Origin of the sequence: Vibrio ishigakensis (assembly GCF_024347675.1) — a bacterium.
Classification (GTDB): Bacteria; Pseudomonadota; Gammaproteobacteria; order Enterobacterales; family Vibrionaceae; genus Vibrio; species Vibrio ishigakensis.
This window is the reverse complement of sequence record NZ_AP024882.1, coordinates 1574321-1600975: the sequence shown is the minus strand read 5'-3', so window position 1 is coordinate 1600975 and position 26655 is coordinate 1574321. Positions and strand designations below refer to the sequence as shown.

The following is a 26655-nucleotide window of genomic DNA, read 5'->3' as shown; positions in this document are numbered from 1 at the left end:
TGAAATCGTTATTTATTCTTTTGTCGACGCTAGTTTTGTCGACCGCAGTAAGTGCAAACACAATCGAAAACACAGCCCAAGAAAACAAAATTGAAGCTAAATATCATACCATTGGTCTTGAAAAGGTAATGGACTTTGAGCTTTTCAAAGATGCCTACCAAGCGTACAAAGCGACGGATGGCGCGAAGAAACCAGTATTGACCATCATTGATTACAACCGTCCGTCAACTGAAGACCGTTTCTTCGTTATCGACCTTGAAAAGGAGAAACTGGCATTTAAAACGCACGTAGCTCATGGTGTAAACAGCGGTGGCAAGACAGCAACCGAGTTTTCTAACACAGTAAGCTCACGCCAAACTTCTCTGGGTGTGTTTCTCACTAATGAAACCTACTATGGCAAACACGGCTACTCTTTGCGTCTAGACGGCCTTAGCAAAGGTATGAACGACAAAGCTCGCGAGCGTGCTATCGTGATCCATGCCGCAGAGTACGCGACGCAAGATTTTATCAATAAGCATGGTTATCTTGGACGCAGTTGGGGCTGCCCGGCACTTTCTCCTGAGATCAATAAAGACGTTATTGATATGATCAAAGGCGGCAGTGTTATCTACGCCAGCGCTTAATTCTTAACCCTATTTCTCGAAAGCCAGCGGGCTTTGTTCGCTGGCTTTTTTGCGTCTATGGTAACGACTTTTTATGAGAAAAACTTGAGTCTCAAATTTGTTTATGAAATTTGCTCATGTTCGATGTGAAACGAATTCAATATTAATCAATAAGTTAAACCAGTATAAAAAAGACTGCTCTGGTGTTAGGTACAGCGGTTTTTAGTTCTGTCTATTCGTCGTGAAAGGCGACCCGAGCAAGATTATGAATTCAAGGAAATAGGACATCACGATGAAGAACGATTTAACCTTTGCTATCAACAGCATCACCTTTGATGAGAACTACCAGCCATCGGACAGCACCCGTATCACCACTAACTTTGCCAATCTTGCGCGTGGTGACAGCCGAGAGCAGAACCTACGCAATGCACTACGCATGATAGATAACCGCTTTAACGCTTTAGCCAACTGGGATAACCCACAGGGAGACCGATACTCTGTTGAGCTGGAGATCATTTCTGTTGACCTAGATATTAAGGGTAGTGGAGAAGCATTCCCATCAATAGAGGTGCTGAAAACCAATATTCTGGATCGAAAAACCAACGAGCGTATCGAAGGTATTGTTGGAAATAACTTTTCTTCTTATGTACGTGATTACGACTTCAGTGTTGTGCTTCTTGAACACAATAAGAACCAGACTCGGTTCAGTGTTCCAGACAATTTTGGCGATTTGCATGGCAAGTTGTTTAAGCACTTTATCCAGTCAGACTCTTACAAACAGCACTTTAAAAAGCGCCCAGTCATTTGCCTGAGTGTTTCGGACAATAAGATCTATCAACGCAGTGAGAATCATCATCCTGTATTGGGCTATGAATATCTGCCTAACGAGTCTTCTTTGACCGAACAGTACTTTCAGAAGATGGGGTTGCAGGTTCGCTACTTCATGCCGCCAAATAGTGTTGCGCCGTTAGCTTTCTATTTCTTTGGTGACCTACTTAACGACTACACCAATCTTGAGCTGATCAGCACTATCAGCACAATGGAGACCTTTCAAAAGATCTACCGCCCAGAGATCTATAACGCTAATGCAGCGGCGGGTAAGCGCTATCAACCAAATTTAAATAATTCGGATCACTCACTGACCCAGATTGTGTATGACCGAGAGGAGCGTAGCCAACTCGCGAAAGAGCAGGGCAAGTTTGCTGAGGAAACCTTTATAAAACCATACCATGCAGTGCTTGAGCAGTGGTCAGCTAACTACGCGTAAACAAGATGAAAGGAATCACAATGAAAACACTATTACCAACCTCAACTGCTGGCAGTCTACCAAAGCCGTCATGGCTAGCGCAGCCGGAAACACTTTGGTCACCATGGAAGTTAGAGAATGAAGAACTTGAGAGCGGGAAACGTGACGCTTTGCGCCTTTCATTGCATGAGCAAGAACTGGCTGGGGTTGATATTGTTAGTGACGGAGAACAAACGCGTCAGCACTTTGTCACCACATTCATAGAAAACCTAGCCGGTGTGGATTTCGAAAACCGCAAGACCGTCACGATACGCAACCGCTATGATGCGAGTGTCCCAACCGTAGTGGGGCCAGTGAGTCGACTACAACCTGTTTTTGTCGAAGATGCTAAGTTCCTGCGAAAGCAAACCAACAAACCAATTAAGTGGGCCTTACCAGGGCCGATGACGATGATCGATACCCTTTACGATGACCACTATGGTAGCCGAGAAAAATTGGCTTGGGAATTTGCCAAGATCCTCAACCAAGAAGCTAAAGAGCTAGAGGCCGCAGGCGTTGATATTATTCAATTTGATGAACCAGCGTTTAACGTCTTCTTTGAAGACGTAAACGAGTGGGGGATCGTCTGTTTAGAAAGAGCCATCGAGGGCCTTAAGTGCGAGACCGCAGTCCATATTTGCTACGGGTATGGCATTAAAGCTAATACCGATTGGAAGAAAACCCTAGGTACCGAATGGCGTCAATATGAAGAGGTATTCCCTAAGCTGCAACAGTCGAATATCGATATCATTTCTCTGGAATGTCACAACTCTCGCGTGCCTATCGAGCTTCTAGAGCTTATCCGCGGCAAGAAGGTAATGGTCGGTGCCATAGATGTCGCTACTAATGAGGTCGAAACTCCTGAAGAAGTAGCCGAAACTCTTCGAAACGCACTTAAGTATGTGGACGCAGATAAGCTGTATCCATGCACAAACTGCGGTATGGCGCCTCTTGCAAGGGAGGTTTCAACGGCTAAGTTGAATGCGTTAAGAGCCGGTGCTGAACTGGTTCGAAAAGAGCTATCTCTATTAGATTAATCATAATATTAAAGGCAAGAGGTGTACTCTGCCTTTAATGCCCTAACGGTTCATTCCAAAACCTCTATAACACACAGATTCTCATCAGAAATTCCCAGAAAAATTTGAAGATGAATCATGAACTCCTATCTTGCCTCTAAACAATAGGAGCAGTGTATGAGCGATTCGAAACAGTGGACGATGAAGGGGTTATTGCTATTAGGAGGGGCAGGGATTGTTTTCCTTATTTTCGCCTTTTTAATAACAAATATGCTGCTCAATCAGCAGCAAGATAGACTCAATCAGCTCCAGGTTTCTATTTCTCAATCGTCTAACCAGATGTTGATGTTACGCCGTCATGAAAAGGACTACATTGCTCGTTTGGATTCAAAATACCGCACTAAACTTCACACCGAAGCCGAGCTATTGAAACAGCGTCTTATTGATATCGAGATGATGATAAAAGAAGTGGGTGTGGATTCTGCTTTTAGCAGCTTAGATTCAATTAATGCAGTAAATAACTATCTTGAGAGCTTCGACGATATTGCTGACACCTTAATGCGCATCTATGGTCAGGATAAAACGGATGGGCTAGTGGATGACCTGCAAAAAGAGTCCATTCGCTTTCAAAGGTTAATCCTAAGAGAGAGTAATTCAGCGCTGAATCAACAAATGCTAGTGATACAAGAGAGCATGTTTAACCTGTTCCGAGACTTGAGTTCTGAGAACAAACAGCAGGTCGATAGTGATTTGCAAAAACTTAAACAGCTGATTCTGGAAGTTCCTGATAGCCTAGTGTTAGAAGAAGAGCACGCACAGTTTGATGATGCCTTTTTGGCATTGCACAATGAGATAGAGTCTTTTGGTTATGACCATAACTCTGGCCAATTGGGCGCCATGCGAGAAACCATTCACGGGGTTGAGCATCAGCTTGAAGCGCTATATGTGAATGTGCCTAAGCTTATTATCTCCAAACTAGAGATGTTTCGTCTCTATTACTACGCCATTGCCGCCTTGCTTTGCCTGTCTATTGTTGTGGTAATTGCACTTGTAATACGCTCTATCACTAAGCTAGAAACGGGCTTAGTTACTTCTCAAAAGCGAGAGCGAGATGCGAACAAAGCGAAAAGCTCTTTCCTCGCGAATATGTCACACGAGATCCGCACACCGCTTAACGGGATCATCGGCATGACCGATATACTCAATGAGTCTCGATTATCACCGGTGCAGAAAGACTATCTCACCACGATCAACTCGTCATCTCAGACTCTTTTGATGCTGATAAACGATATCTTAGACCTCTCTAAGATTGAGTCCGGCAATCTTGAGGTCTGTCCCCACACCTGTGCTATCAAAGAGGTTATCTTTGATACTGCTGCTTTGATTGCGCCTAAAGCCCAACAAAAGAACGTTAAGATTAAGATAGAGATGGATGAGGATATTCCAGGTTATGTTCGGGCGGATGAGCAGAAACTAAGGCAAGTTGCGATGAACCTTGCTTCAAACGCCATCAAGTTCACTGAAGCGGGTGCCGTGACCTTTAAGCTTAAGGTCGAAAATCGAAGTAGCGACAAAGTCTCACTCTATTTTGCGGTCAAAGATACAGGTATTGGCATCGATGAGAGCAAGCACGACCAAGTGTTTGAAGAGTTCAAGCAAGAGAGCAGCCAGACATCCAACGAATTTGGCGGTACTGGACTAGGGCTCGCTATCTCTACCAAAATGATTGAGATGATGGGGAGTAAGATAGAGCTAACCTCAGCTAAAGGTCTGGGATGTGAATTTTACTTTACCCTAGAGTTGGAGTTAGAGCCGGAGCAACAGGGTAGTAAGCCTTTATCTTATAACCTTCCACAGGTGATCTACTGCAGTGAAAAACCGTCTAAGATATTGATTCATGAGCTCAACTTTTATCACTACCCGCTCGAGGTGGTGCACACCATAGAAGAGATCCTCCCGCATATTTCTGCCAAGGCGATTATCATCCTTGATGGCACTATTGATATTTCGTACTGCACAGAAAAATATTCAGACAACATAGTAATTGTGGTGCGAGATAACAGTGAGGAGAAGGTCGACTTTGGTGACTCCGTTGCAGGCTATATAACCTTGCCTTTGCTTGGTCACCGTTTAGATCACCTACTAAAAACCATACAACCGACTCAGAAGCAGGTTGCCGATGCCCCCAAAACGAAGCGTACTAGTGAGGGCATGATTTTGGTGGTTGAAGACAATAAGGTAAACCAGCAGGTAGTCGCGGTGAACCTAAAGAAACTGGGCATCGACTACAAGATTGCCAACAATGGTGCTGAAGCGGTTTCACTTTACAAAGAGCATTATGAGCAAATAGCCCTGATTTTAATGGATTGTATGATGCCGGTTATGGACGGTTTCGAGGCCACATCTACCATTCGAGCATTTGAAAAAATGGAGTCGCTTGATGAAACCAATATCATTGCGTTGACCGCCTCCATTTTAGACGATGACATTCAGCGCTGTTTCGATTCGGGTATGAATGATTATCTTCCTAAGCCATTTAGGAAAGCAGTGCTGGTGGAGAAATTGGAGAAGAACATTGCCTTCCAATCCAGTGCTTCCCAACCTTCTAAAAACGAGACAGCAACAAGTACAGTAACACGCATTCACGGTAGCTAGCACAACCTTAGAAAAGCGAGCCATTATAGTGTCGAAGATGTCGCGGTGATACAGCACCATGGTGCTGTCCTTTATGAGGTATTGAGTGCTGGAGAAACACCATTAAGCTGACGTAAGTTAGTTTAAAAAGGTGAGATAAGTGCAGATTCTCTGCTGTAAGAGGGAAGAGGACTTATTTTATAATCACCTTTAGGCATTTTCTTTAAGACATCCAACTTATGACTCGCTACCAACAAATCGCACAACAGATTGTCGAACAAATAGAGAATGGGGTGTGGCGAGTTGGAGATAAAATTCCTTCGGTGAGAGCGAGTTGCCAAAACTTTAGTGCAAGTAATAGTACGGTTTTAAAAGCCTATCAGATACTCGAGTCTCAAGGATGGATAACGGCGAAGCCACAATCCGGCTACTATATTTCTAGCCGATCTTCCTTATCCGCAGGTGAGTTCAATACTTCCCAGAATAGTGTATCGTTTAAGGACAAACTGCTTCAGTTTCTTAAAGCGAGTAACTCTGATACTGCCTTGCCATTCAGCTCCGCCTTCCCAGATCCTACTCTGTTTCCCATGGCTGATCTTGCTAAGAGTCTAAGCAACGCCGCCAAGAAATTAAATCCCTCTCAAAACAGACTGCACATGCCACCTGGTAACCCGGACCTTCGCAGGCAAATTGCTCAGCGCTATACAAAGCGTGGTGTTCATATTGGACATCAAGATATTGTCATTACATCCGGAGCTATGGAGTCTCTGAACCTGAGTCTGCAAGCGGTTACTCAGCCAGGTGATAAGGTGATGGTTGAAACCCCTGTGTTTTACGGCGCACTGCAGATTATTGAAAGGTTAGGGCTAGTTCCTGTTGAGGTGTTTATCGATAAACATCATGGCCTAGATATAGAGCAAATGGAGAGTGTGCTGACCGAGCATGACATAAAAGCATGCTGGCTGATGTCTTCATTCAATAACCCGACTGGGCTGAGTTTATCTGATGATAAAAAGAGAGCCATAGTGGAGCTTGCTAATCAGCATGACTTCTACATTGTTGAAGATGATGCTTATGGGGAATTGCAGTTTGCTGAGGGGTGCTCTCCCAAATCCATAAAAGCGTTTGATTCGGAGGATAGGGTACTGTCTTGTAGCTCTTTCTCTAAGAGTCTTTGTCCGGGTTATCGGTTGGGGTGGCTGATCAATGGACGCTTCAACGATGAGATCCAAAAGATCCAGTTACTATCGACGCTCTCTACCAGTGCTCCTATTCAAGCAGGGTTAGCCCATTACCTTACTTATGAAAGCTACGATAATCACCTTCGCAAACTGCGCAAGGAATTGCACCTTCGTTACATCGCTCTTCGAGATTACTTGTTAAGTATTTTACCAACTAGCACAGTGCTGAGTGAGCCAGAAGGGGGATACTTCATTTGGTTGTACCTACCAAAGTCACTGGATATGGCTGACCTTAAACAGCAAATGTCGGAATACGAATGGTCCTTGGCGTTAACGGAGCTGTTTGTGCCTCGCGAGGAACTATCGAGTGAAGAAGCATTGCACGGATTGCGGCTAAACTTTTCTTATAGTCTGACAAATGAACGTAAGAATGCACTACTTCATCTATCAAAGGTGATCGCAAAGATGTCGGAAACTGTTCGGTAAATTGACTGCCAAACTGTACGCATACAGTTCATTGTCCTCATGATTAAATGACTAAAAATAATCAGGAGGAAGACAATGGACAATCGTATCAGACATGAAATTCGACTCATTGGGGTAGCAATAATCTGTGCGCTACTATTAATCTTGGGTCACGTTATTTTATTCAAATCCTTTGTTGAATATGACGTTGTCGAACCATTATCCGCGGCAATTCCATTCGTTTTGATGGGGATATGCGTTTTTGCCATTCGTGCAGCGATGAAAAAGTAATTTTTGATTAATAGATTTGTTTTGCTTCGTCGAGCGCTGAACAGAAAATAGTCTAGCTAGATTTTCGCACCTCAGCATTGCTTATGAATTACACTCGATTGGTCAAATGAACCTAAGTTCATAAAGTTTTATTGTATTATTAAATTACTTGATCTGGATAACAGATTTACGAAAAAGAGGCGTGATCGCTAACGATTTTTAAATCATACAATTGCCCAGATATGTCTCTTGTTGCTAGTGTGCCTTTCAACATATTCCCCCTACAAAAAAGAGAGAGTCATGAAAAAGGCACCCATTTTATTAATCGCAGGTTCTTTACTACTAACTGGTTGTATGTCGAATCAAGGCAGCACTGAACTGGTAAAGAAACCAACATTAGTGATGGTAGATCAAGGCGTTAGTATCGCTTCGATGCAACAAGTTCTAGAGCTAAGAGAGAGCATCTTAAACGCTCAAGACGGTGATGTGATCAGCATTAAAGCAGGTCACTACCGCGACTTAGGTAGCGTTACCCTAACTGCTAATAACGTAACCATTAAGGCAGAACAGCCAGGAACCGTTATCTTTAATGGCTCTACTCAGTTCATCGTTAAGGGTGATAACAACCTAATCGAAAGCTTAGTATTTACCGATGGTGGCCCAACACTAAGCACTGTTAGTCATGATGCAAACATCATGGGTGTATTCGGCATCTTCGGTAAGAACAACACGCTAAACAACTCTGTGATCTACAAGTTCAACGACTATGACTATGAGCCAGATGCGAAGGGCAAATACCCTAACATCCGCTGGGTTACCGTTGGTGGTGAAAACAACAAGATCACCAACAACACCTTTGAAGGTAAATATAAGCGTGGCGCTATGCTAGTGGTTGCGACCTCTGACAAGCTAGAAAAGACGCTTATCGAAGGCAACATCTTTAAAGACCTGACGGCTCTTGATATTGAGCTAATTGAAAACTCTGATCCTAAGATGGTTCGTACTAACCGTAACGACCGTCAAGCTATCCGCATCGGTGATAGCCACAACTCATTGTTTGAATCTCAGAGTGTTGTGAAGAACAACTACTTTGACAACATCAGCGGCTACGTTGGCAAGAATGGTTCTGGCGAAATTGAATTGATTTCTGTAAAAGCGAGTGATGTAACCTTCGACGGAAACACCATCCGCAACAGTACTTCGATGATTTCACTACGCCACGGTCACAACAACACGGTTACTAACAACGTTATCCTGCCAGGAAATACCGCTAACTCAGGTGGCATCCGTATCTATGATGAAAATCATCGCATCGAAAACAACTACATCGAGGGTACGCTAGGTAAAGGCACCTATCGTGGTGGTCTAGTTCTTAATACCGGCATCATCGATGTAGCGAACGGTGAAGAGCTAAGCAAAGACTCTACTGAGGGTAAAACACTTCAGAAGCAGTGGACTCCTAAGGATGTGATCGTTAAGAACAACACCTTGGTGAACAACACTCAAGGCATCTTTGGTAGTAACGCTGTTCACCGCGTGAGCCTAACAGATGATACTCGCGCAGAGACCATTTTCCCTGCTGTAGATACCCTGTTTGAAAACAACCTATCTATCGCGGCTGAAGCTAATACCAATGCATTCCGTCAGTTCGATGGCGAGAAATTCAAGATGGTTGGTTCTGAGTTTAAAAACAACATCTTCTACGGCCAGATCGAAGGTCTAGATGAGCCACTACCGCAAGGTATCTCAACTGAAAAACCAGCAATGGAGCGTGATGAGCAAGGCCTTATCAAGGCAGTAGGTACTGTTGGTGCAACTAACCTAACGGTACTAACAGAAGACATGGTTGGCTCTTCTATCGAATTTAAATCGTAAGAAAAGCTAGCCAATTACGGGGCAGGACATCTTGTTTGCACTGACGTGCAGATGGGATGACTGTCCTTTTTTCTTTTTAAGTCTCTGAAGTTTATTCATCCTTTGAAACCAATTGCCTTTAGCGGAAAGTAGACGTGAGCTGGAATGGGAATGAAAATAGCTAAATAAAAGCCTCTATTAGCTATACAATACTGCCGTTCAACCTACTCATTCACAGAAAACTCCAAAGTAGCTAACTATGTCCAAAGACTTTGTCTTCAACACCGAATACACATTAGATAAAACCTTTTTTGCTGAGTGCTATGACCAAACCAGCCGCCCTGTAAGGTTTCCCCATGACTATCTAAAAGCCGTGCTTTTTCTTGTTTTTGGTTCGGCTCTGGTGAAATTTGAGCTTTTACCAAGCAGCTACGTAGGTTGGTTCTTTATTGTCTTGAGTTTCGTTGAGGCTTTGAGTGTTTATTACAAGAGACCTTGGTGGATATGGCGTCAGTCGATTGGGGCTAGTGCAGGTAGTAAGGTTGAGCTACAAATCGATTCAACCGGCGTGAGTTATAAAAACCGCAACAACACCAACATAATCACTTGGACTCAAATTGACCAGGTCGAGCAAAGCGACCTAGGGTTTATCTTTCACATAGGTAAGCATCGTCAATACATTAGTAAGACGTGCTTGAATGAAGAGGTGATTGCGTTCATAGCTGAGCAAAAGAAGTAATACCTAGGATAGGTCAAGAACGGATATTAAGGTTAAGCCTCTGATTCTTGGCCTCTGTTATGCTCGAACTACCTAGAAAGATTAACTATCTTTAATCTTCGAAAGCCCCAACACACACGCTTTTTTCACATTTCTGTTGATACCTTGTCTTGCAACTAACCAGCCGTTTGTTGTGAGACGACTATGAACAGAAACCTGAAGCTCTGCTTGAGCTTAGTCATTGTTACCTTATTGATTCCGTTAACCATATTGCAGGTTAATCTTCCAACCCTTGAGTGGCCTATGTTTTGGCAGGTGCGTACGTACCTTGTGAACTACTCTGGTATCGCATCCATGATACTCATGTCTCTATGCGTCATTCTGTCGGTGAAGCACTGGCCTTTAGAAAAGTACCTTAAAGGCTTAGATCAGCAGTACCGGCTACACAAATATCTTGGCATATCTTCAGTTTTCACGGCTCTTTTCCATTGGCTTGCCTTTTTAAGTGATGACTTTGCAATGGATATGGGCTTTGTGGTTCCAAAGGATGAGACCTTTCCTTTTTGGAAGTTCATCGATGTTCTAGGTGATCCTGCGCAACTAATAGGGGAGTATGGCTTTTATTTCTCAGCAGCGTTTGTTCTGATCGCGTGGATAAAAAAGTTTAAGTACAACGTCTTTCAGTTTACCCACAAGCTATTTCCCTATCTCTATTTAGCACTTGTTCTGCATATGTTGATGTTTTTTGAAGCGAGTATGTGGCTCTCTGGTGTGGGTGTCATTCTTGCGGTCGTAAGTGCGCTGGCAACTATCGGCTGTCTTATCACTATCTTGGGTTATAACGGAAAAACTAAGCACCATGTGGCGCACATACAAGCGGTTAAGCCAATCACTAACGGACTAGACGTTATCCTGAAAGTTGATGATTTCTCATTTCATCCGGGACAGTTTGCCTTTGTCGGTTTTGGTGATACAGAAAAACCGCATCCATTTAGCATTGCCTCCCCGCAGCAACAAAGTAGTGAGGTTCGCCTCTTGATTAAGTCGAGCGGTGATTACACTGAATCCCTAAAAGATAAACTTGAGGTTGGGCAAGAGGCAACAATCGAGGGGCCTTATGGATGCTTTAGCTTTTATGATAATTGCAAACAGCAGATATGGATTGCTGCAGGTATTGGTATTGCGCCATTTCTCAGTGCTATTGAAAGCGTGGGTAAAAGTAAACAAGTGACGTTGTTTTATAGTTATCGAGAAATAGATACTGAATTGCTTGATGAGCTAAAGAGTAGGGCGATACAAGCAGGTGTTAGGCTCTATCTACGAGATACCTCAGCGGATGGTAGATTTAATCAGCTAGAAATAGTGGATAGTGTTATCGAGCCGTCTAGGTGCAGTGTCTGGTTTTGTGGGCCAAGCAAACTAGGCACGGAGCTTGAGAAGGCCTTTAATCATGTGAATGCCTTTCATCGGGAACTGTTTGAGTTTAGATAATAGATTAAACCGTCATTATGAGCCCAAGGTGAACGCCTTGGGCTATTTGCTTTTTAGCACTTGCTCCATTCGGTCGAGGCTCTCATCAAAGTAGGGGTTGTAGGTTAGGCGAGCGTGTATCTTGCCTTCCTGAACATAGCCATAAGAGGAATACCAAACCTCATCACCGGCTAAACATCTTGCTTCAAGTTCTGGATCCTGACCGTTGTTACAAAGACGGTTCTTACCATGGATTCCATATTCTGGATTGTCTGGTGAGAAAAGACCTCCCATGTGTGAACCTTCGCTAATGCGCAATTCTGGCAATTGCATGTTATAAGCAGTGGTGCGCTCTCTAATAGGTGGATTGCTTCCTAGCCAAACCAATCGAGAATTAGGGTTGTTAAAATGGGTCGCGAACTGGTCAACGGCATAGTACTTATCCACCACAGTATCGCCCTCGCTTATCAGCATAAACACTGGCTTGCTGTATTTCGGCGTTGTTTTCAGAGCCTTCTGCACCCGCTGTGTGGTCTCGTAGTAGCTGGCGGCTGCGGCCATTGGCAGAGAGTCATAGCGAAGGTAGTTGGTCTCAGGATCTTGGTCTGCCCACTCGATAACGTACTGAGCGTACTTTGCCATGGGAAGAAGATCTGAACTGCCGTTAAACGCGGGAGAGTAGAGGATCAAACCCTTGATGGAGTCATCGGTTAGCGCATAGCTGGTTACTAGATTTGCCCCAGTAGAGTACCCCCCAAGCCAAACATTACTGTACTCGCTTTGCAGTAGCTTTATTTGGTGCTCAACGCTTTCTTGCCACATATCTGCTGAGACTAACTTTAAGTCTCCCACCTTCGAGCCATGCCCAGGTAGTAGAATCGTCCTGACCAGATACCCCTTGTCACTGAGACGCTTTGCGATATCTGAGAAGGAGTAGGGAGAGTCTCCTAAACCATGCACCAACAGGATGGCTTCACCATTGGGAACTTTAGGTTGGTACTCTGTTGGAGAGTTAAGCTCAATCTCACGGTCGATGTCTTCAGTAATGAAGTTTCGCTCTAGCTTCAACCAGTTCTGAGTTTCGAGCACATATTGCTCAAAGCTAGATTGCTGATAAGGGCTCAGGGATTTCGCATGCTGATAGTGATAGGGCTCATCGCTACTGGTACCGCAGGCGGTCAGCGAAGTAATAATGGCAGGCAGAAATAAGGCAGTTTTGTTCATAGTTTAGGGAAGCGCGTTACGAATGACCTTAATACGAGTCTTGAACGCGCTTTATTCAAAGTTCCTTTTTGATTGCCTCAGTGTATCTGACAATACAAAGGGTTTATACAGCTTTCGTGGCGTGAAACTATCGTTAAATTGACAGTCGTTTATTGGTTGATGCTTTTTATGTATTCGAAGATATCGTTCACGTCTTTTTCTGTTAGCGTATCTTTGAACGCAGGCATAACGCCGTTCTGGCCATTGTCTCCCTGCAGTACAGAGTCGATAAGTTCAAATTTCATACCAAACGGGTTGATCAGTTCAGCGTGTATGTTGTCAGGTTTTACCTCTAGGCTCTGCGCCACCAAGCCGTCACCGTGGCCTTTGTCGCCATGGCACATCAAACAATTATTGGTAAATTGGGCTTTGCCATTTGCTAGGTCCGCCTCTCCATAGCGATTATCCATGTAGGCTTTAACACCAACGAATCCGCCGGTTACAAGTACAACACCAAGCAGTAGATATAATGAGATGGTTTTCATAATGGGCTCCAATCGACTTTTGACCTAGTTATACCGATTGGAGCGTGAACAAAATGTGAACAATAGCGCCACAGTATGAGATCTGCAGCGCGTGTTGGATGTTTAGAAAGTAATAAATGTATTGATAATGAGTGCGTTAGCGATATCGATAAAGAAGCCACACACTAGGGGCACGATAATGAACGCCTTGTGGGCTGCACCGTGCTGCTGGGTAACCGCGGTCATGTTTACTATCGCGGTTGCGGTAGAGCCTAGCGTAATGCCACCGAATCCTGAGCTGATCACCGCTGCCTCATAGTCTCTACCCATAAACCTAAACACGATCCAGACGGTGAAGAGTATCGAAAGTAGCACTTGGAAGAACATCACTAGGGTCAAAAATGCGATTGTGCTTTGCAGTTGCCACAGTTGTAATCCCATTAAAGCCATGGTTAAAAACATACCTAAGCAGATGTCTGAAATAAGTGCATGGCCAAGTTTGGCGTTTTCGCTTTTATTTTTCTTTAGCAGTAACGATTTTCCATTACCAATTAAAATACCGGCAATTAAGCAGGCTACAAACATAGGAAGTTGCAGGCCAATAGTCTCAAAACCAATATTGATAAAGTAGCCAAAGATAAGACTTAGGTTCAGCATTAGCCAAGCATACAAATATCCGAAATGGTCTAGCTTGGTAGTCTCATTGTGGCAAACACCTATATCTAGGTCATGATCAGAGTTTGGGGTTAGTCGGTGTTTCTTGATCAGATAGTTAGAAATGGGACCGCCGACCAAACAGGCAGAAATCAAGCCGAGTGTGTTTGCGGCTAAGCCAACCTCAGCGGCACTCTCCATTCCCATTTCTGTAAAAGTCGGTGACCAGGCCATGGTGGTTCCAACGCCACCAATCAGAGAGATAGAGCCTGCCATCAAGCCAAGTAGTGGCTCGAGTCCGAGTATGGACGCAATGCTAACACCGACGATGTTTTGTAGAACGATGTAAGTCACTGCGAGAGCAGTAAGAACCAATAGTGGTTTGCCGCCCGATATAAGGGTCTTAAAGTTAGCACTTAGACCTATACCTGCAAAGAAATAGAGTAAAAGGGTATCTCTAATACCAAGATCAAACTCAAGGGTAAGGTCAAAAAAAGCATACAGCAGGGCAACGACTATGGCGCACAGAAAACCACCAATCACAGGCTCTGGAATGCTGTATTTCTGCAATACCTTGTATCTTTGTGTGGCGAACTTACCGATAAATAACAATACAATGGCTAGCGTAAAAGAAATAAAGCCATCGATTTCTATAATTTGCATTTTTAAATTACCAATTAAGCTAAATAAGACTTCTAACTAAGACATAAAAGAAAGTTAAGTAGGCAGAAAATATAAGAATTGCAGGAATATAACCCTTCATAATTGACCTCGTTTGTAGCTGTTGCGCGAATTGTGTAGCAGAGGAGAGTCAATAGGTATGAATAAGAGTTATTCATTTGCGCGTATACAGCGAAACCAAAAATGAATATCTGTAACCCTTAGTGAATTTCAGGTGCTTCCTTTAATGTTTCTTCCGAGAGTGTTTACTTTGAAGGAGAAGCTTATGCATTATCTAAAACAACTCATTTCCGTACTTGTTTCAATGAACTTTTATAGCACCAGTAATGACCTGCTATCGGATCATTCTTGTCCAAGTTATCTTCAGTTTGTGTCTGAAGACAGTAATAAATAGCCCTAAGATGCCGAACAAAATGAGAGAATCATGAGCTTTATTTCTAGGCCCACGGGCAAGCATTGCACCTTGAAAAAGGCATTGAAAATAAACGTTAGTCAGATAGCAGACCTTAATCGTGGGTTAAGACTGCTCTCTGATGCGGGCGGTGATTATGAGCACACTATCTTGGCGTTAACCACACAGCGAGACAAGTTGGAGTCTCAAGCCCATTTCATATTGTGTGAACTACTGAAGAGTCCCTCATGAGCATTGGATTATGGCGAATGTATCTACTCACACCTGGAAGCTGATCATGAGTAGAGATATGTTTGCAGCAGAGCTAGCAAGAAACTTAGAAAGGCTAGCTGATGCAAAGTTGGAATTGGAGGCTGTCTCAACTCAGAATAATCTTTTACTGAGTCCAATTTCTATATTGATTTCAGCACTATTGTTACTCGTTACAAGCGCTTTGATACTCGTGAGCCTAGATTCAGGAAGTTCACTGATTGCTGTGGTTGGGTTGATCTCAATCGTGCTTAATTCTGTCGCGCTCTATCACTTTGTTACTGCACCCAAGCGACATCAAACACGACTACTTGAGCAGCAAATCGCTTGGCATTCCCGCCGAGTCAATCTACTTCAATCCTCTATTACCAAAAAGGGTAATTAGCCAAACCTCTTGTCTGGTATGTCTCCAAAATTGGCAGGCATAGGGAATTTATTCACTCCAAATATGAATATCTGTTAACCGTCGTCTTTGTGCATCAAATCCTTAAACTGCGCAGCAGAAGGAAGACATCAAGGGACGAATAGCGTGATGACAACGCAATTAATCAATGAATTCTTTAGGAGATGGTTGTGAAAAACTCAAACTTAGCAAAGCAGAAACTGCGAATCACCACAATGGCATTGGCTGTTTCTCTTTTGCTTACTGGCTGTGAATCCGAAATCCAAACTTCAGTATCAGAACCTGTTGTTCGTCCTGTTCTGGTTGAAGTTGTTTCCGATAAAGCGGTTGCGGATCTCTCATTTAATGGTGTTATCCAATCGGCCAGTCGCGCTGATCTCTCGTTCCGAGCAAGCGGTCGCATTATTGAGATGTTAGTTCAAGAGGGTGATTCGGTAGAAAAAGGCCAATTGATCGCAAAGCTTGACGCTAAAGATGCGGAGATTGCGCTTACTTCTGCACGGAATGAGCTGAACAACGCTCGCTCTGAGTTTCAGCGTGCCAAGGTGATGTTTGAGCAACGTAAAATGATGTCGAAGAGTGAGTTTGAAGAGTTCACATTGCGCTTTAATCTGGCGCAAAACAAGTTTGCAGAAGCGACTCGCCGCCTTGAAGACACCAATCTTAAAGCTCCTTTTACAGGTGTGGTGAGCCGTACTTTTGTAGATAACCATGTATTAGTGCAAAGCAATGAAATCATTGCTGCTATGCACGATCTGAATGACCTAGAAGTAGTGATCAACGTACCAGACAGCTTGATGACAGGTGACGGAGACGGTGCCAACATTGTGGCGCAGTCTACTATCGCACCTTATCAAACCTTTAACCTTGAATTGAAGAAGTATGAAACAGAGCCAGATCCCGTGACTGGAACCTACGCGGTTACATTTGCAGTTGACGCAACTAAGGAGAGTCGACTGCTACCAGGTATGAATGTGCATGTCTTTTCCGACGATACTCGACCTGGCAACAAAGCGATTCAAGTTCCGCTGACCGCAGTGACTCCAGACAACCTAGGTAATCAATATGTATGGGTTGTGGATGAGCAAAATATTTTGCAAAAGCGCGAGGTAGTGACAGGCAGTCTTAGTGGCGAGCGTGTACAAATCGAAGCCAATCTGAAACAAGGTGAGAACGTGGTTGTGTCGGGTACACAGAATCTTAAGCAAGGTATCGAAGTGCGTCCTGAATTGGTAGAGGTGCAGTAAGATGAATATCGCACAAACGACTATCGCAAAACGCACCAGTGTCTGGGTAATGGTTGCCCTGATGTTGATTGGTGGTTACATCAGTTATCTGAAGCTAGGCAGATTTGAAGATCCAGAATTTGTAATACGACAGTCAGTTATTGTAACCCCATACCCTGGGGCGACAGCTCAAGAAGTGGCGGATGAGGTGACAGACGTTATCGAGGGCGCTGCTCAGTCACTGCAAGAAGTAGACGAGATTACCTCAGTATCAAAGCAGGGCGTCTCTGAGGTTACTGTTGAGATTAAGCGTGAGTTCTCAAATAACGAAGCTGAACTGCAACAGGTTTGGGACAAGCTGAGAAGAAAAATAGAGGATGCCCAGCGCTCTCTTCCTCCAGGCGCGGCGCCTTCTATCGTTAACGATGATTTTGCAGACGTATATGCTCAGTTCTATGCGGTAACTGGTGAGGGTTATAGCGACAAGCAACTACAGGATTATGTAGATGGCCTGAGAAGAGAGTTAGTTCTTGTTCCTGGTGTATCGAAAACAGCGACCCTTGCCGAAAAGAACGAAGCCATTTTTGTTGAGATCTCTAGCGAGCGTTTGGCGCAGTTCGGTATGTCGGCTCAGCAAGTTGAAGATGTACTAGAGAAGCAAAACGTGGTTACCGTAGCTGGTGCTCTGGATACCGATGGTATGCGTGTATCGGTGATGCCTGCAGCCAACATTAGCTCTTTTGAACAGCTAAAGGCGCTACAGATTGCTCTTGGTGACAACAACACTGTGGTTCGCTTGCAAGATATTGCAAATGTTACCCGCGGTTTTGAAGAGCCAGCAAATGTATTGATGCGTTATAACGGTATGCGTGCTGTAGGTCTGGGTATCTCAAACGTTGCCGGTGGTAACGTGGTTGAGATGGGTGATGCGGTTAAAGCGCGCATCGCTGAGCTTGAGAGCCAAAGACCTATCGGAATTGAGCTTCATGAGATCTCAATCCAGTCTGACTCGGTTCGCGACTCTGTTTCAGACTTCATCAACAATTTGATTGCTGCGGTTGTAATTGTATTCGTGGTTCTATTGCTGTTTATGGGACTTAGAACCGGCATCGTAATTGGTTTTGTATTGGTGCTGACCGTTGCGGGTACCTTGATTGTGATGCTCATCGATGACATCGCGATGCAACGTATCTCGCTAGGTGCGCTGATCATTGCTCTAGGTATGTTGGTAGATAACGCAATCGTAGTAACTGACGGTGTGTTAACCAGGCTGCAAAAGAATCCAGACGCCGATAAGCAAACGGTAGTCAATGACATTGTAAATGAGACTAAATGGCCCCTTTTGGGCGGTACTATTGTTGGTATCTGTGCATTTAGTGCAATCGGCTTATCGCCATCTAACATGGGTGAATATGCGGGCTCATTGTTTTGGGTAATCCTTTACTCTATGTTCCTGAGTTGGGTGCTGGCGATTACGGTCACTCCGCTACTGTGCCATGACTTCCTGAAGGTCAAGAAAGATCAGAAAGAGAAGGCGCCAAGTAAAGTGTCGATTCGCTATAAAGCGACTCTGGAATGGGTTTTACATAACCAGAAGAAAAGCCTTGGTGTAGTCATTGGTCTGTTCTTCATGGGTGTGACTATGTTTGGTCACGTCCCTCCAGGCTTCATGCCAGAGTCACAAAGAGAGCAGTTCGTTATCGATGTATTCATGCCTCAGGGTACTGACATTCGCACAACGGAAAAAGTGCTTCTTGAAATCGAGCAAGACGTTCAAGCAAAACAGGGGGTAACTAACACAACCAGCTTCATCGGTTCAGGTGGTCTGCGTTTTATGCTGACTTATTCTCCTGAGGCACAGAACACCAGTTATGGTCAGATGCTGGTGGATGTCGATAACTTTGATGTTATTGAGCCTATTATTACTGAACTGCAGTTTGAACTGAGCGAACGTTACGAGCAGGCTTCAATCAACGTATGGAAATTCATGCTTGGCCCAGGTGGCGGTAAGAAGATAGAAGCCGCGTTCAGTGGTCCTGATAGCACTGTATTGCGTCAGCTTTCTGAACAGGCAAAGCAGATCATGAATGAGACGTCTGAGCTGATGGCGATCCAAGATGACTGGAGACAGCAAGTACCTGTAGTACGCCCTGTGTATGCCTCAGAAAGAGCGCAGCAATTTGGTCTAACAACCCAAGAGCTTAACCAAGCACTAGAGCAATCTCTGGTAGGTAAGAACGTCGGTGTTTATCGCGAAGGTAACGACCTGATTCCAATCGTGGTGCGTGCTCCTGAAAATGAGCGTACTCATGACCGAAGCATTGAGAACACTAGGGTGTTTAGTGCAACTGCTGGTGGGTATCTACAACTGGCTCAATTTGTAGAGCGTGTAGAGCTAGATTGGCAAGATTCTATGCTACGTCGTATCAACCGCGTACCGACTATTATGGCGCAGGCGGATCCGCGCTCCGGCATCTTAACTGCTGAAGCACTTGAAGCGGTGAAAGAGAGAATCGAAGAAATGCCGTTGCCTGTGGGCTACACGCTTGAGTGGCATGGTGAATACAAAGAGGCGAAAGAAGCAGACGAAGGTCTAAAGATCTCTGCACCTTATGGTTTTGCAGCCATGGTTCTGGCGGTAGTGTTTATGTTTAACGGCATTCGTCAGGCGCTAGTTATCTGGTGTACCGTACCGCTAGCGGTACTGGGCGTCGCGGTTGGCCTTGTGGTATTCCAGACTCCGTTTGAGTTTATGGCAACCCTAGGTTTCTTGAGCTTGGTGGGTATGATGGTCAAAAACGCTATCGTATTGGTAGATCAAGCAGAGAATGAGATAAAAGATGGTAAGCATGCCTATGATGCAATTATTGAAGCTGCGATGAGCAGGGCACGTCCGGTAATTCTGGGTGCAACTACTACCATCTTAGGTGTGGCACCGCTGCTTGTAGACCCGTTCTTCAAGAGTATGGCGGTGACCATAATGTTTGGTCTGCTGTTTGCCACAGCGCTAACGCTGATTGTGATACCGCTAAACTACGCTCTGTTCTTTAGAGTGAAACCAAAAACGGCGTAAACGCCCTTCAAGTTAATTATTGAGCCCAGTTTAGACTGGGCTTTTTTATGCCTATAACTTCACTGAATTTCCAGAATTGAATAGCTGTTAAACATGTAATCAAGGCTTTTGAATAAATACAATTTGCCTTGAAGGGAAGCGGTGTAACCAATTTAGATTGGGGAATTAAATAAAGGAGAAATGAACAGTAGAGTGCGCCTTTGCACTCATATAAATATAAGAGTCAAAGATGAAGTGCAAATATTTAGTTTCCTTGTGCATGCCGTTTGCTGTATTGGCAAATGAGCCGATTCAAGAAGAGAACTGGGGGGTGGGTATAGGTATCAGGAGTGCCTCTATGCCGTTTAAAACCAACGGAAACACAGTCAATGATGTTGTGCCTTTACTGTTTTATCAAGGTGATAATGTCTATCTAGAGGGCGCTTCAGGCGGTATCCACTTCTATCAAAGCGACACCTTTAGCCTTGGCTTTGCTGCAGGGTTGCGTTTCTTTGATATTCCAAGATATGCTCAAAATACCATTCAGGGCAGCCAAATCGATGTGGGTGGTAGAGTTACTTGGCATTATTCTCCAAAGCTGGATATCAGCCTAGATCTAATGAGTGACAATGACGGCAGAATCTATTCCAATCTAACAACCGATTATCGCATTGATGGTGAGGGATGGGATGTCTCTCTCTACGCTACGCTAAGGGCTAAATCTGCACGTTTTAATGATACATATTACGGCTTGCAGATGGAGGATATTGGTTCCGCCATAGATACACAGTTTGGTGTGAAAGGGCGCACACAAATCTATCGCAACCTGTATGCGGTGGGGCATCTAGGTGCAACTGTATTTGATCACGATACCTATTCCAGCCAAGTAATTGATTCCCATGCACAATTTGAAGGCTATCTTGGCTTTGCCATGTTCGGCAGTTCGCCAGCAAATAGCTCACCGCAATTGCCAGACGGCTCTTATTTCCGCTTGGCTAGTGGTGTAGCAACTCAGTCAGGACCGACTGAGATCATTAGGCTGAAAAACGATACAGATCCGGATAGAAATCAGCTCACTTCTGTATTTTATGGCCACCCATTGGCGGGCAGTGTGTTCGGCTGGCCTTTGGACTTTTATTTAACACCTGGTTATGTGTATCACCATAGCTCGGACGTTCAGGGTTCATTTGATGAGTACGTTCTCGCGATTAAGGCTTATTACACCTTTGATTGGTCGGTGAGAACTAGGCTAGGTTTTGCTGAAGGTATCTCTTACAGCACTAAGATAAGCCATATTGAAGCCAAGAATATGGAAGAAAAGGGCTACCAACCGAGCAAACTAATGAACTATTTGGACTTTAGTCTGGATGTCAATGTGGGGGATATCTTTAGTAACGCAAAGTTAGATAACTTATGGGTTGGCTACAGCTTGCACCATAGGTCAGGAATTTTCACCACGTCATCCGCGTTTGGACGAATAAAGGGTGGCAGTGATTACAACTCCCTTTATTTGCAGTGGCATTTCTAATCTAAACTCAAACCGTCAATTTGGCGGTTTTTTTATTTTCACCTCTCACAAACGAGCGTTAATACATGGTGAATCTGAGCTATGTGTTATTTTTTTATTTAAGTATTTAAAAAAGGGTTTGCTCAAATATGCAAAAGAATCTCGACAGCCTAGATCTGAATTTGCTACGACTGCTAAAGGTTGTGGTAGAGACACGCAATACATCCATAACAGCTGAGGTATTGGGTATCTCACAAACCAGTGTTAGTCGTGGTATGGCAAAACTAAGAGATACTTTTGGCGACCAGTTGTTTATTCGTAAGGCGCATGGCGTTGAACCGTCAGAGTTGGCGGAAAAGCTGGCTGAAGCGGCTGAGAATATGCTGACGCCATTCACCCAAGTACTTGAAGCCTATCAGGACTTTGATCCCCAAGAGTATACTGGAGAGATAGTCGTCGGTGTTGAGTTGTCCCTTTTAGATGTATTTGGTCGAGGACTGTTTGAGTCCTTGTCCAATGCCTTACCTAAGGCCCGCTTTAAGCTGGTGTATTGGCAACAAGGTTCTTTGCAAGCCTTGTTAGAAAGACGAATTGATTACATGCTCCATTACACCTTATATCAGTTGCCTCAGGATGTTTATACCCATCATTTGTCAGACATCAGCGTTCGATTGGTAGCGAGGAAAGATCACCCAATTCTGAGTAAGAGCTCTGCGTGGGAAGATATTCATGATATTCCGATAGTGAAGTATTCCTCGGACTCAAGTGTAGGAAAATACGATCTTTATGATGAGCAGTTCTTGAATAGAGGGTATGAGCCAAACGTGGCCTTGCTGAGTCATAGTGTTCCTGTCTTGATAGACAAAATAGTCAGCTCCGATGCTATGGTATTTAGTAGCAGCTATATTCTAAAACATAACCCTGAATTGGCCTGCTATGCGTTACCAACCATTCCTAAGCATCTGACTTCTATCAGTATTACCGGGGGATATTTACAATCGAGGCGAGGTTACCCGCTAAACCAGTGTTTGCATCAAGCGGTGCAGAGCTTCTTTAACTCTATTGTCCAACCAGAGAGTTAGGGTGAGGGGCTTTTCTTACTGAAGGTACGTTTCGCTAATCTGCAGATACAAAAAATCCCCCATTTTTCTCATCCAAGTGGCTTAAAAATGGGGGGATTTGGAAACAAACTGTCTTTGTTTATTTAGAACTTATAGCTAACACCTACTGACGCTAGGTAATCTTCGTTTGAGTAGAAGCTAATGTTCGAGTCGTTGTAATTTACGCCAGCGAAAGAAACTAGATTCCAGTTCTCAAGACCCGCAATGTTGGCGTACTCGTAAGCTAGGAATAGCTTTGAACGGTTGTCCGAACGTGTTTTTCCGTAGATTGAGTTCTGTGCATCGTAGTCGCGATATGCATAGCTACCTGTTAGTGCGATGGTATGTGCGTTGTGAACAAGGAAATAGCTAAGCTCAACTTCATATTGGTCGTGTGTTTCTGCTTTGCCCTCTGAGTCATTGTGCAGGTAGCCAAGGCTAGACTTTAGTCCCATGTTTGGTGCTAGGTGAGTCAGGTAACCCGCCTTTGCGTAGTAGATGTCAGCGTCACGGTGTAATGCCTTGTCAGCGATTTGCTCATCATCGATTTCAGTCATGGCATACGCCATGTCTAGAGAGAAACCTGTTCCTGCAATGCTGTTCAGCTTTAGTCTGAATGCATGACCATCTACATCTGTCTTACTACGGTTACCCTCAAGGTATGGGTTTTTCCATGCTTTACCAGAAAGCACTGTTGGTAGGTAAGCTACATCAACTTGGGTGCCGTTTTGCATGTCATATTGGTAGCCAATCTCAAATGCTAGGTCGCCAACAGCTAGGTCGTCTCGAGAGGTACCTAGGTAGACGCGTTGGTTACGCTGTTCGCCTAGGTCGTAAGCGATGTTACCCAGCGGCATTACAATGAAGTCGTCATTGTGTGAGCCTTTTTTAGTATTGTCTTTAAGGAAGGAATCGCTCTCGGTGCTTAGGTTAGAGTTGCTAGACATATAGCCAGTAGCAAAGATGATTTCGCCGCTAATCCGTGATGAATCGAAAGCAAACGCGCTCCCCGCTAGTGAGGAAAGAATTGCTACTGATAGAAGATTTTTACCGTTCATTTTCATAACTCGTTTTAGGTGTTTAACAATCCCTTTTGCCTTAACGCTCCGTCTCGATGGGGCATATATTAGTTTTTGAGATTTAAAATAATACGGTTAACTGTTATGCATTTTTGAACGGTAAAGTGACGCGAAATGAATAACTCTTATTCGTTCTTCTCCCTCATGTATAAGGATAAGGTTTTCAAATACTTTATATTTGGAGAGAGACTATGAATCTGGGTTTGTTCTTAAAAGAAGAGCAATATCAAAGCACAATTTATTTAAACGATAGGGTATATGATGTGTTAGATATAGGGGAGGGAAAGTCCATGGTCATAGTTGTGACTAGTATTAAGGATTACATGGACGAGAACCATAAACTTGATCCTGAGCATCGCTTGATAGTGGTGGACATATCAAAGACTTTGCAGGAGATGTCTGACAACCTTGCTTTGTTCGAACTGAACCTCGCCAATGATCTTCACCTTTTGTTTGATGTGTTTTGGCTAGAAGAAGTAGAGGTTCGTTGTGAAGTCGACTCACTCAATATGTATGAGATACATAAGGTAGCAAGAACTCGTAATTACTCTAGAGCCCAATTAAACAAGGGCTAGAGTAATTAAAAATTAGTGTCTGATATTCTCAGAACGATATTCCGAAGGTGTAAGATCTACTTTATTTTTGAATAGGCGTGAGAAGTATTGCGGGTATTCAAAACCGAGGGCATAGGCGATGGTTGCCACTGAATCCTTGGTCGATAGAAGCAGGTCTTTTGATTTATCTATTAGAGCCTTATGAATCCAGTCCTTAGTGGTTCTTCCTGTTTCTGCTTTAAGGGCGTCACTGAGATAGCGGCTGGTCATGTTCATCGACTGAGCCAGTTCTTCTACCTCAGGGATAGCGGTTGATTCCTCAACAATGGATTGCAAACGTGCATCCAAAAGCACAGAGAATTTGTCGTAGACCGAGGTATCTGCGTCTTTGCGCATCAAGAACTGTCTGTGATAGTAGCGGTTGGCATACATTAGCAAGGTGCTGAGCTGAGACAGAATAAGCTCTTTGGTGAAAGCATCTAGGTTGTTGTGATATTCACCTTCTATTGCATCGAACAGTGCCGCCATTTGCTTTTCTTCTTTTGGAGAAAGGTGCAGGGCCTCGTTTACCGAGTAGTTGAAGAAGTGGTATTTCTTTAGCTGCTCCTGCAGTTCATGACCGCGGATATAGTCCTCATGAAAGCTAATAGTACGCGCTACTGAATCTACTTTTATCCCCACACCAGATAGTTCCTGTTCGGGGGCGATAAACAGCATGGTACCGTTGGAACAATCGTATTTGGTGCGTCCGTACATCAACTCACCAGAGGTGATGTGCTTCATCGAGATAGAGTAAAAGCTGGAAGAAATGGAGAAGCCACCCTCACAACTGAGCGGATTATCCGCGCCCTTGGAGCTCATCTTGATGACGTCAAAAAGAGGGTGTTCTGGCGGACGGATACCCAACATTTGGTTCTGTTCGCCTATGGTATTAAAGTGATACTTCTTCATGCTTCAACCTATGTGGCAAAGTGGCAGGGAGAACCTACCACTGAAGTTAATGCTTATGCTTGGTTATCGAAAAACGAAGCGATTTTCTCAGCCGCCTGGCTCACATATTCTTCTACATCATATAAGTCTACATGAGATGCGCCAGGTACTCTAAACAGTTCCTTGTGTGAGGTAACCTTGTCGTAGAATAGCTCTGTCGCTATTGCAGTATTTGGCAACTGGCGGCTGGATCCCTCTGTATGCTTCCTTTCGCTTGGGAAGGTGCTTCTACAATAGATATTGGTTAATTTGGCTGGGTGGTTTTGGCAGGAGCAGTTCCTGGCTTTATGGGAATCGTCTGCTCCGTTACTGCTCTTGAAAAACTTTCTGCCACCGCATTTGGGACCTTGGCTTATATGGAAGTGGTGACAGTAGCCTTTCTAGGCTGGTGGCTGTTTAGTGAGTCGTTGTCGCTGATGCAACTTACAGGTTGTGGCGTGATTGTGTCGGCTGGGATTCTTCAAGCCGTGCTGTCACAACCCGATATGAAAAAAATCGCAACGTTTGGTGCATGCGACTAGCCGTTGAACCTATTTCAGGTTCTTTAATGCCCAGTCTGAGCGTTGATTCTGTCTATCAAAGTGAACTTGATTAAGAGCGCTTTGGTAACCTGTCCATCCAATAGCCCAAACACAGGCGATGCAGGTGAGGGTGATGCTAAGAACCAGGTTGCCTTTAAATAGCATTACTCCCGAAAAGGCAACTAGGAAGACCAGAACAGAAAGGGCCAAGGTTACCAAGCGATTGAATTGTGTGAAGAGACGATCGATCTCTTCGTTTGAACGTTTATCCAAGCGGCGACGTAAATGGGTTCTCATTGTTCTTCCTTATGATGAGACAAAGCTAATCTGAATTCTTACAGTATTTGGTAAATATGAAAGCCGTATTGCACCTGCTATTCACAGCATCGATAAACTGTATCAATCTGTATTCATAAGGAAATAGGTTGGTAACTTGTTGTTACTATTGAGATTTAAATGTGAGACGCAGTAGAAACAAGGCACCACGAAGTGTGGTGCCTAATAAGCGCTATTTAACCGTGACCTTATTGATCATAACGGTTTCCGCTGGTACATCATCATGTCCCATGCGCGATAGTGTATGCACTTCAGCGATGCGGTTTACCACATCCATACCTGCGGTCACTTTACCAAACACAGCATAGCCCCAGCCCTGATTGTTCTTGCCGGTAAAGTCCAAGAAGTCGTTATCGTCTAGGTTGATAAAGAATTGAGCGGTTGCTGAGTGAGGTGCATCGGTACGTGCCATAGCGATTGTACCTACAGTGTTCTTCAGACCACGGTTTGCTTCGTTTACGATAGGTGCACGAGTTGGTTTTTCATCCATAAGCTCGTTCATACCGCCACCTTGAATCATGAACCCTTTGATTACGCGGTGGAAAATAGTCCCTTCATAAAAGCCATCTTCGCAGTATTTCTTAAAGTTCTTTGAGGTAACTGGTGCTTTATCTAGGTTGAGTTCGATCTCGATATCACCGTGGGTGGTGTGGAATATAATCATTTTTC

Annotated in this window: 25 protein-coding genes; 17 read left to right on the top strand and 8 right to left on the bottom strand. The window is 44.1% G+C overall.

The annotated features are described in order from the left end of the window. Positions 1 to 62 precede the first annotated feature (62 nt). The 9 genes from Pcarn_RS21190 (at position 63) to Pcarn_RS21150 (ending at position 11516) form a co-directional block, all read left to right on the top strand. Positions 63 to 623 carry a murein L,D-transpeptidase catalytic domain family protein gene (locus tag Pcarn_RS21190; protein WP_390904517.1) on the top strand — a complete coding sequence of 187 codons (561 nt, stop codon included), beginning with the start codon at positions 63 to 65 and terminating at the stop codon, positions 621 to 623. Positions 624 to 894: 271 nt separating this feature from the next. Then, positions 895 to 1869 carry a DUF1852 domain-containing protein gene (locus Pcarn_RS21185; RefSeq protein WP_261836311.1) on the top strand — a complete coding sequence of 325 codons (975 nt, stop codon included), beginning with the start codon at positions 895 to 897 and terminating at the stop codon, positions 1867 to 1869. Between the two features lie 20 nt (positions 1870 to 1889). Next, positions 1890 to 2924 carry a methionine synthase gene (locus tag Pcarn_RS21180; protein ID WP_261836310.1) on the top strand — a complete coding sequence of 345 codons (1035 nt, stop codon included), beginning with the start codon at positions 1890 to 1892 and terminating at the stop codon, positions 2922 to 2924. Positions 2925 to 3080: 156 nt separating this feature from the next. Then, positions 3081 to 5558 (top strand): hybrid sensor histidine kinase/response regulator, encoded by a 2478-nt coding sequence (locus Pcarn_RS21175; RefSeq protein WP_261836309.1) that lies wholly within the window; start codon positions 3081 to 3083, stop codon positions 5556 to 5558. A 218-nt stretch (positions 5559 to 5776) separates the two neighbouring features. Beyond that, positions 5777 to 7204: an aminotransferase-like domain-containing protein gene (locus Pcarn_RS21170; RefSeq protein WP_261836308.1), complete on the top strand. Its 1428-nt coding sequence runs from the start codon at positions 5777 to 5779 to the stop codon at positions 7202 to 7204. A gap of 60 nt (positions 7205 to 7264) precedes the next feature. Continuing rightward, a complete protein-coding gene (locus Pcarn_RS21165) occupies positions 7265 to 7474 on the top strand; it encodes a hypothetical protein (protein ID WP_390904516.1) in 210 nt (69 codons plus the stop codon). Positions 7475 to 7753: 279 nt separating this feature from the next. After that, on the top strand, positions 7754 to 9328 hold the full coding sequence (locus Pcarn_RS21160) for a polysaccharide lyase 6 family protein (RefSeq protein WP_261836306.1): 1575 nt from the start codon (positions 7754 to 7756) through the stop codon (positions 9326 to 9328). A 238-nt stretch (positions 9329 to 9566) separates the two neighbouring features. Further along, the gene (locus Pcarn_RS21155; RefSeq protein WP_261836305.1) at positions 9567 to 10046 is read left to right on the top strand and encodes a YcxB family protein; all 480 of its coding nucleotides are present in this window, start codon (positions 9567 to 9569) and stop codon (positions 10044 to 10046) included. 183 nt (positions 10047 to 10229) lie between these two features. Then, on the top strand, positions 10230 to 11516 hold the full coding sequence (locus tag Pcarn_RS21150; protein ID WP_261836304.1) for a ferredoxin reductase family protein: 1287 nt from the start codon (positions 10230 to 10232) through the stop codon (positions 11514 to 11516). Between the two features lie 42 nt (positions 11517 to 11558). Here the strand turns inward: Pcarn_RS21150 and Pcarn_RS21145 are convergent, their stop codons facing one another. The 3 genes from Pcarn_RS21145 to gltS form a co-directional block, all read right to left on the bottom strand. Beyond that, positions 11559 to 12719 (bottom strand): alpha/beta hydrolase, encoded by a 1161-nt coding sequence (locus Pcarn_RS21145; RefSeq protein WP_261836303.1) that lies wholly within the window; start codon positions 12717 to 12719, stop codon positions 11559 to 11561. A gap of 149 nt (positions 12720 to 12868) precedes the next feature. Then, positions 12869 to 13243 carry a c-type cytochrome gene (locus tag Pcarn_RS21140; protein ID WP_261836302.1) on the bottom strand — a complete coding sequence of 125 codons (375 nt, stop codon included), beginning with the start codon at positions 13241 to 13243 and terminating at the stop codon, positions 12869 to 12871. A 102-nt stretch (positions 13244 to 13345) separates the two neighbouring features. Next, positions 13346 to 14539 (bottom strand): sodium/glutamate symporter, encoded by a 1194-nt coding sequence (gltS, locus tag Pcarn_RS21135; RefSeq protein ID WP_261836301.1) that lies wholly within the window; start codon positions 14537 to 14539, stop codon positions 13346 to 13348. 442 nt (positions 14540 to 14981) lie between these two features. Between gltS and Pcarn_RS21130 the strand changes: the two genes are divergently transcribed. The 6 genes from Pcarn_RS21130 to Pcarn_RS21105 all read left to right on the top strand — a co-directional run bounded on the left by Pcarn_RS21130 (position 14982) and on the right by Pcarn_RS21105 (position 22488). Beyond that, a complete protein-coding gene (locus tag Pcarn_RS21130) occupies positions 14982 to 15200 on the top strand; it encodes a hypothetical protein (RefSeq protein ID WP_261836300.1) in 219 nt (72 codons plus the stop codon). Between the two features lie 46 nt (positions 15201 to 15246). After that, complete coding sequence (locus Pcarn_RS21125) at positions 15247 to 15603, top strand: hypothetical protein (protein ID WP_261836299.1); 357 nt, start codon at positions 15247 to 15249, stop codon at positions 15601 to 15603. A 188-nt stretch (positions 15604 to 15791) separates the two neighbouring features. Further along, positions 15792 to 16868: an efflux RND transporter periplasmic adaptor subunit gene (locus tag Pcarn_RS21120; protein WP_261836298.1), complete on the top strand. Its 1077-nt coding sequence runs from the start codon at positions 15792 to 15794 to the stop codon at positions 16866 to 16868. Position 16869: 1 nt separating this feature from the next. Further along, the gene (locus Pcarn_RS21115; RefSeq protein WP_261836297.1) at positions 16870 to 19920 is read left to right on the top strand and encodes an efflux RND transporter permease subunit; all 3051 of its coding nucleotides are present in this window, start codon (positions 16870 to 16872) and stop codon (positions 19918 to 19920) included. Between the two features lie 229 nt (positions 19921 to 20149). After that, on the top strand, positions 20150 to 21427 hold the full coding sequence (locus tag Pcarn_RS21110; RefSeq protein ID WP_261836296.1) for a MipA/OmpV family protein: 1278 nt from the start codon (positions 20150 to 20152) through the stop codon (positions 21425 to 21427). Between the two features lie 128 nt (positions 21428 to 21555). Then, positions 21556 to 22488 carry a LysR family transcriptional regulator gene (locus Pcarn_RS21105; RefSeq protein WP_261836295.1) on the top strand — a complete coding sequence of 311 codons (933 nt, stop codon included), beginning with the start codon at positions 21556 to 21558 and terminating at the stop codon, positions 22486 to 22488. Positions 22489 to 22610: 122 nt separating this feature from the next. Here the strand turns inward: Pcarn_RS21105 and Pcarn_RS21100 are convergent, their stop codons facing one another. Continuing rightward, positions 22611 to 23564 (bottom strand): DUF2860 domain-containing protein, encoded by a 954-nt coding sequence (locus Pcarn_RS21100; protein ID WP_261836294.1) that lies wholly within the window; start codon positions 23562 to 23564, stop codon positions 22611 to 22613. A 212-nt stretch (positions 23565 to 23776) separates the two neighbouring features. Between Pcarn_RS21100 and Pcarn_RS21095 the strand changes: the two genes are divergently transcribed. After that, positions 23777 to 24160, top strand: a complete 384-nt coding sequence (locus Pcarn_RS21095) for a hypothetical protein (protein WP_261836293.1) — start codon at positions 23777 to 23779, stop codon at positions 24158 to 24160. Between the two features lie 12 nt (positions 24161 to 24172). On the opposite strand, the gene Pcarn_RS21090 is transcribed toward Pcarn_RS21095, so the two are convergent. After that, positions 24173 to 25090: a helix-turn-helix domain-containing protein gene (locus Pcarn_RS21090; protein ID WP_261836292.1), complete on the bottom strand. Its 918-nt coding sequence runs from the start codon at positions 25088 to 25090 to the stop codon at positions 24173 to 24175. A gap of 53 nt (positions 25091 to 25143) precedes the next feature. Beyond that, entirely contained in the window at positions 25144 to 25308 is a 165-nt protein-coding gene (locus Pcarn_RS21085; protein WP_261836291.1) for an alpha/beta hydrolase, read from the bottom strand. 84 nt (positions 25309 to 25392) lie between these two features. On the opposite strand from Pcarn_RS21085, the gene Pcarn_RS21080 reads away from it, so the two are divergent. Beyond that, complete coding sequence (locus Pcarn_RS21080; protein WP_261836290.1) at positions 25393 to 25650, top strand: DMT family transporter; 258 nt, start codon at positions 25393 to 25395, stop codon at positions 25648 to 25650. Positions 25651 to 25659: 9 nt separating this feature from the next. On the opposite strand, the gene Pcarn_RS21075 is transcribed toward Pcarn_RS21080, so the two are convergent. Both Pcarn_RS21075 and Pcarn_RS21070 read right to left on the bottom strand, forming a co-directional pair. Then, entirely contained in the window at positions 25660 to 25947 is a 288-nt protein-coding gene (locus Pcarn_RS21075; RefSeq protein WP_261836289.1) for a hypothetical protein, read from the bottom strand. Positions 25948 to 26158: 211 nt separating this feature from the next. Further along, complete coding sequence (locus Pcarn_RS21070) at positions 26159 to 26650, bottom strand: peptidylprolyl isomerase (RefSeq protein WP_261836288.1); 492 nt, start codon at positions 26648 to 26650, stop codon at positions 26159 to 26161. Positions 26651 to 26655: the final 5 nt, after the last annotated feature.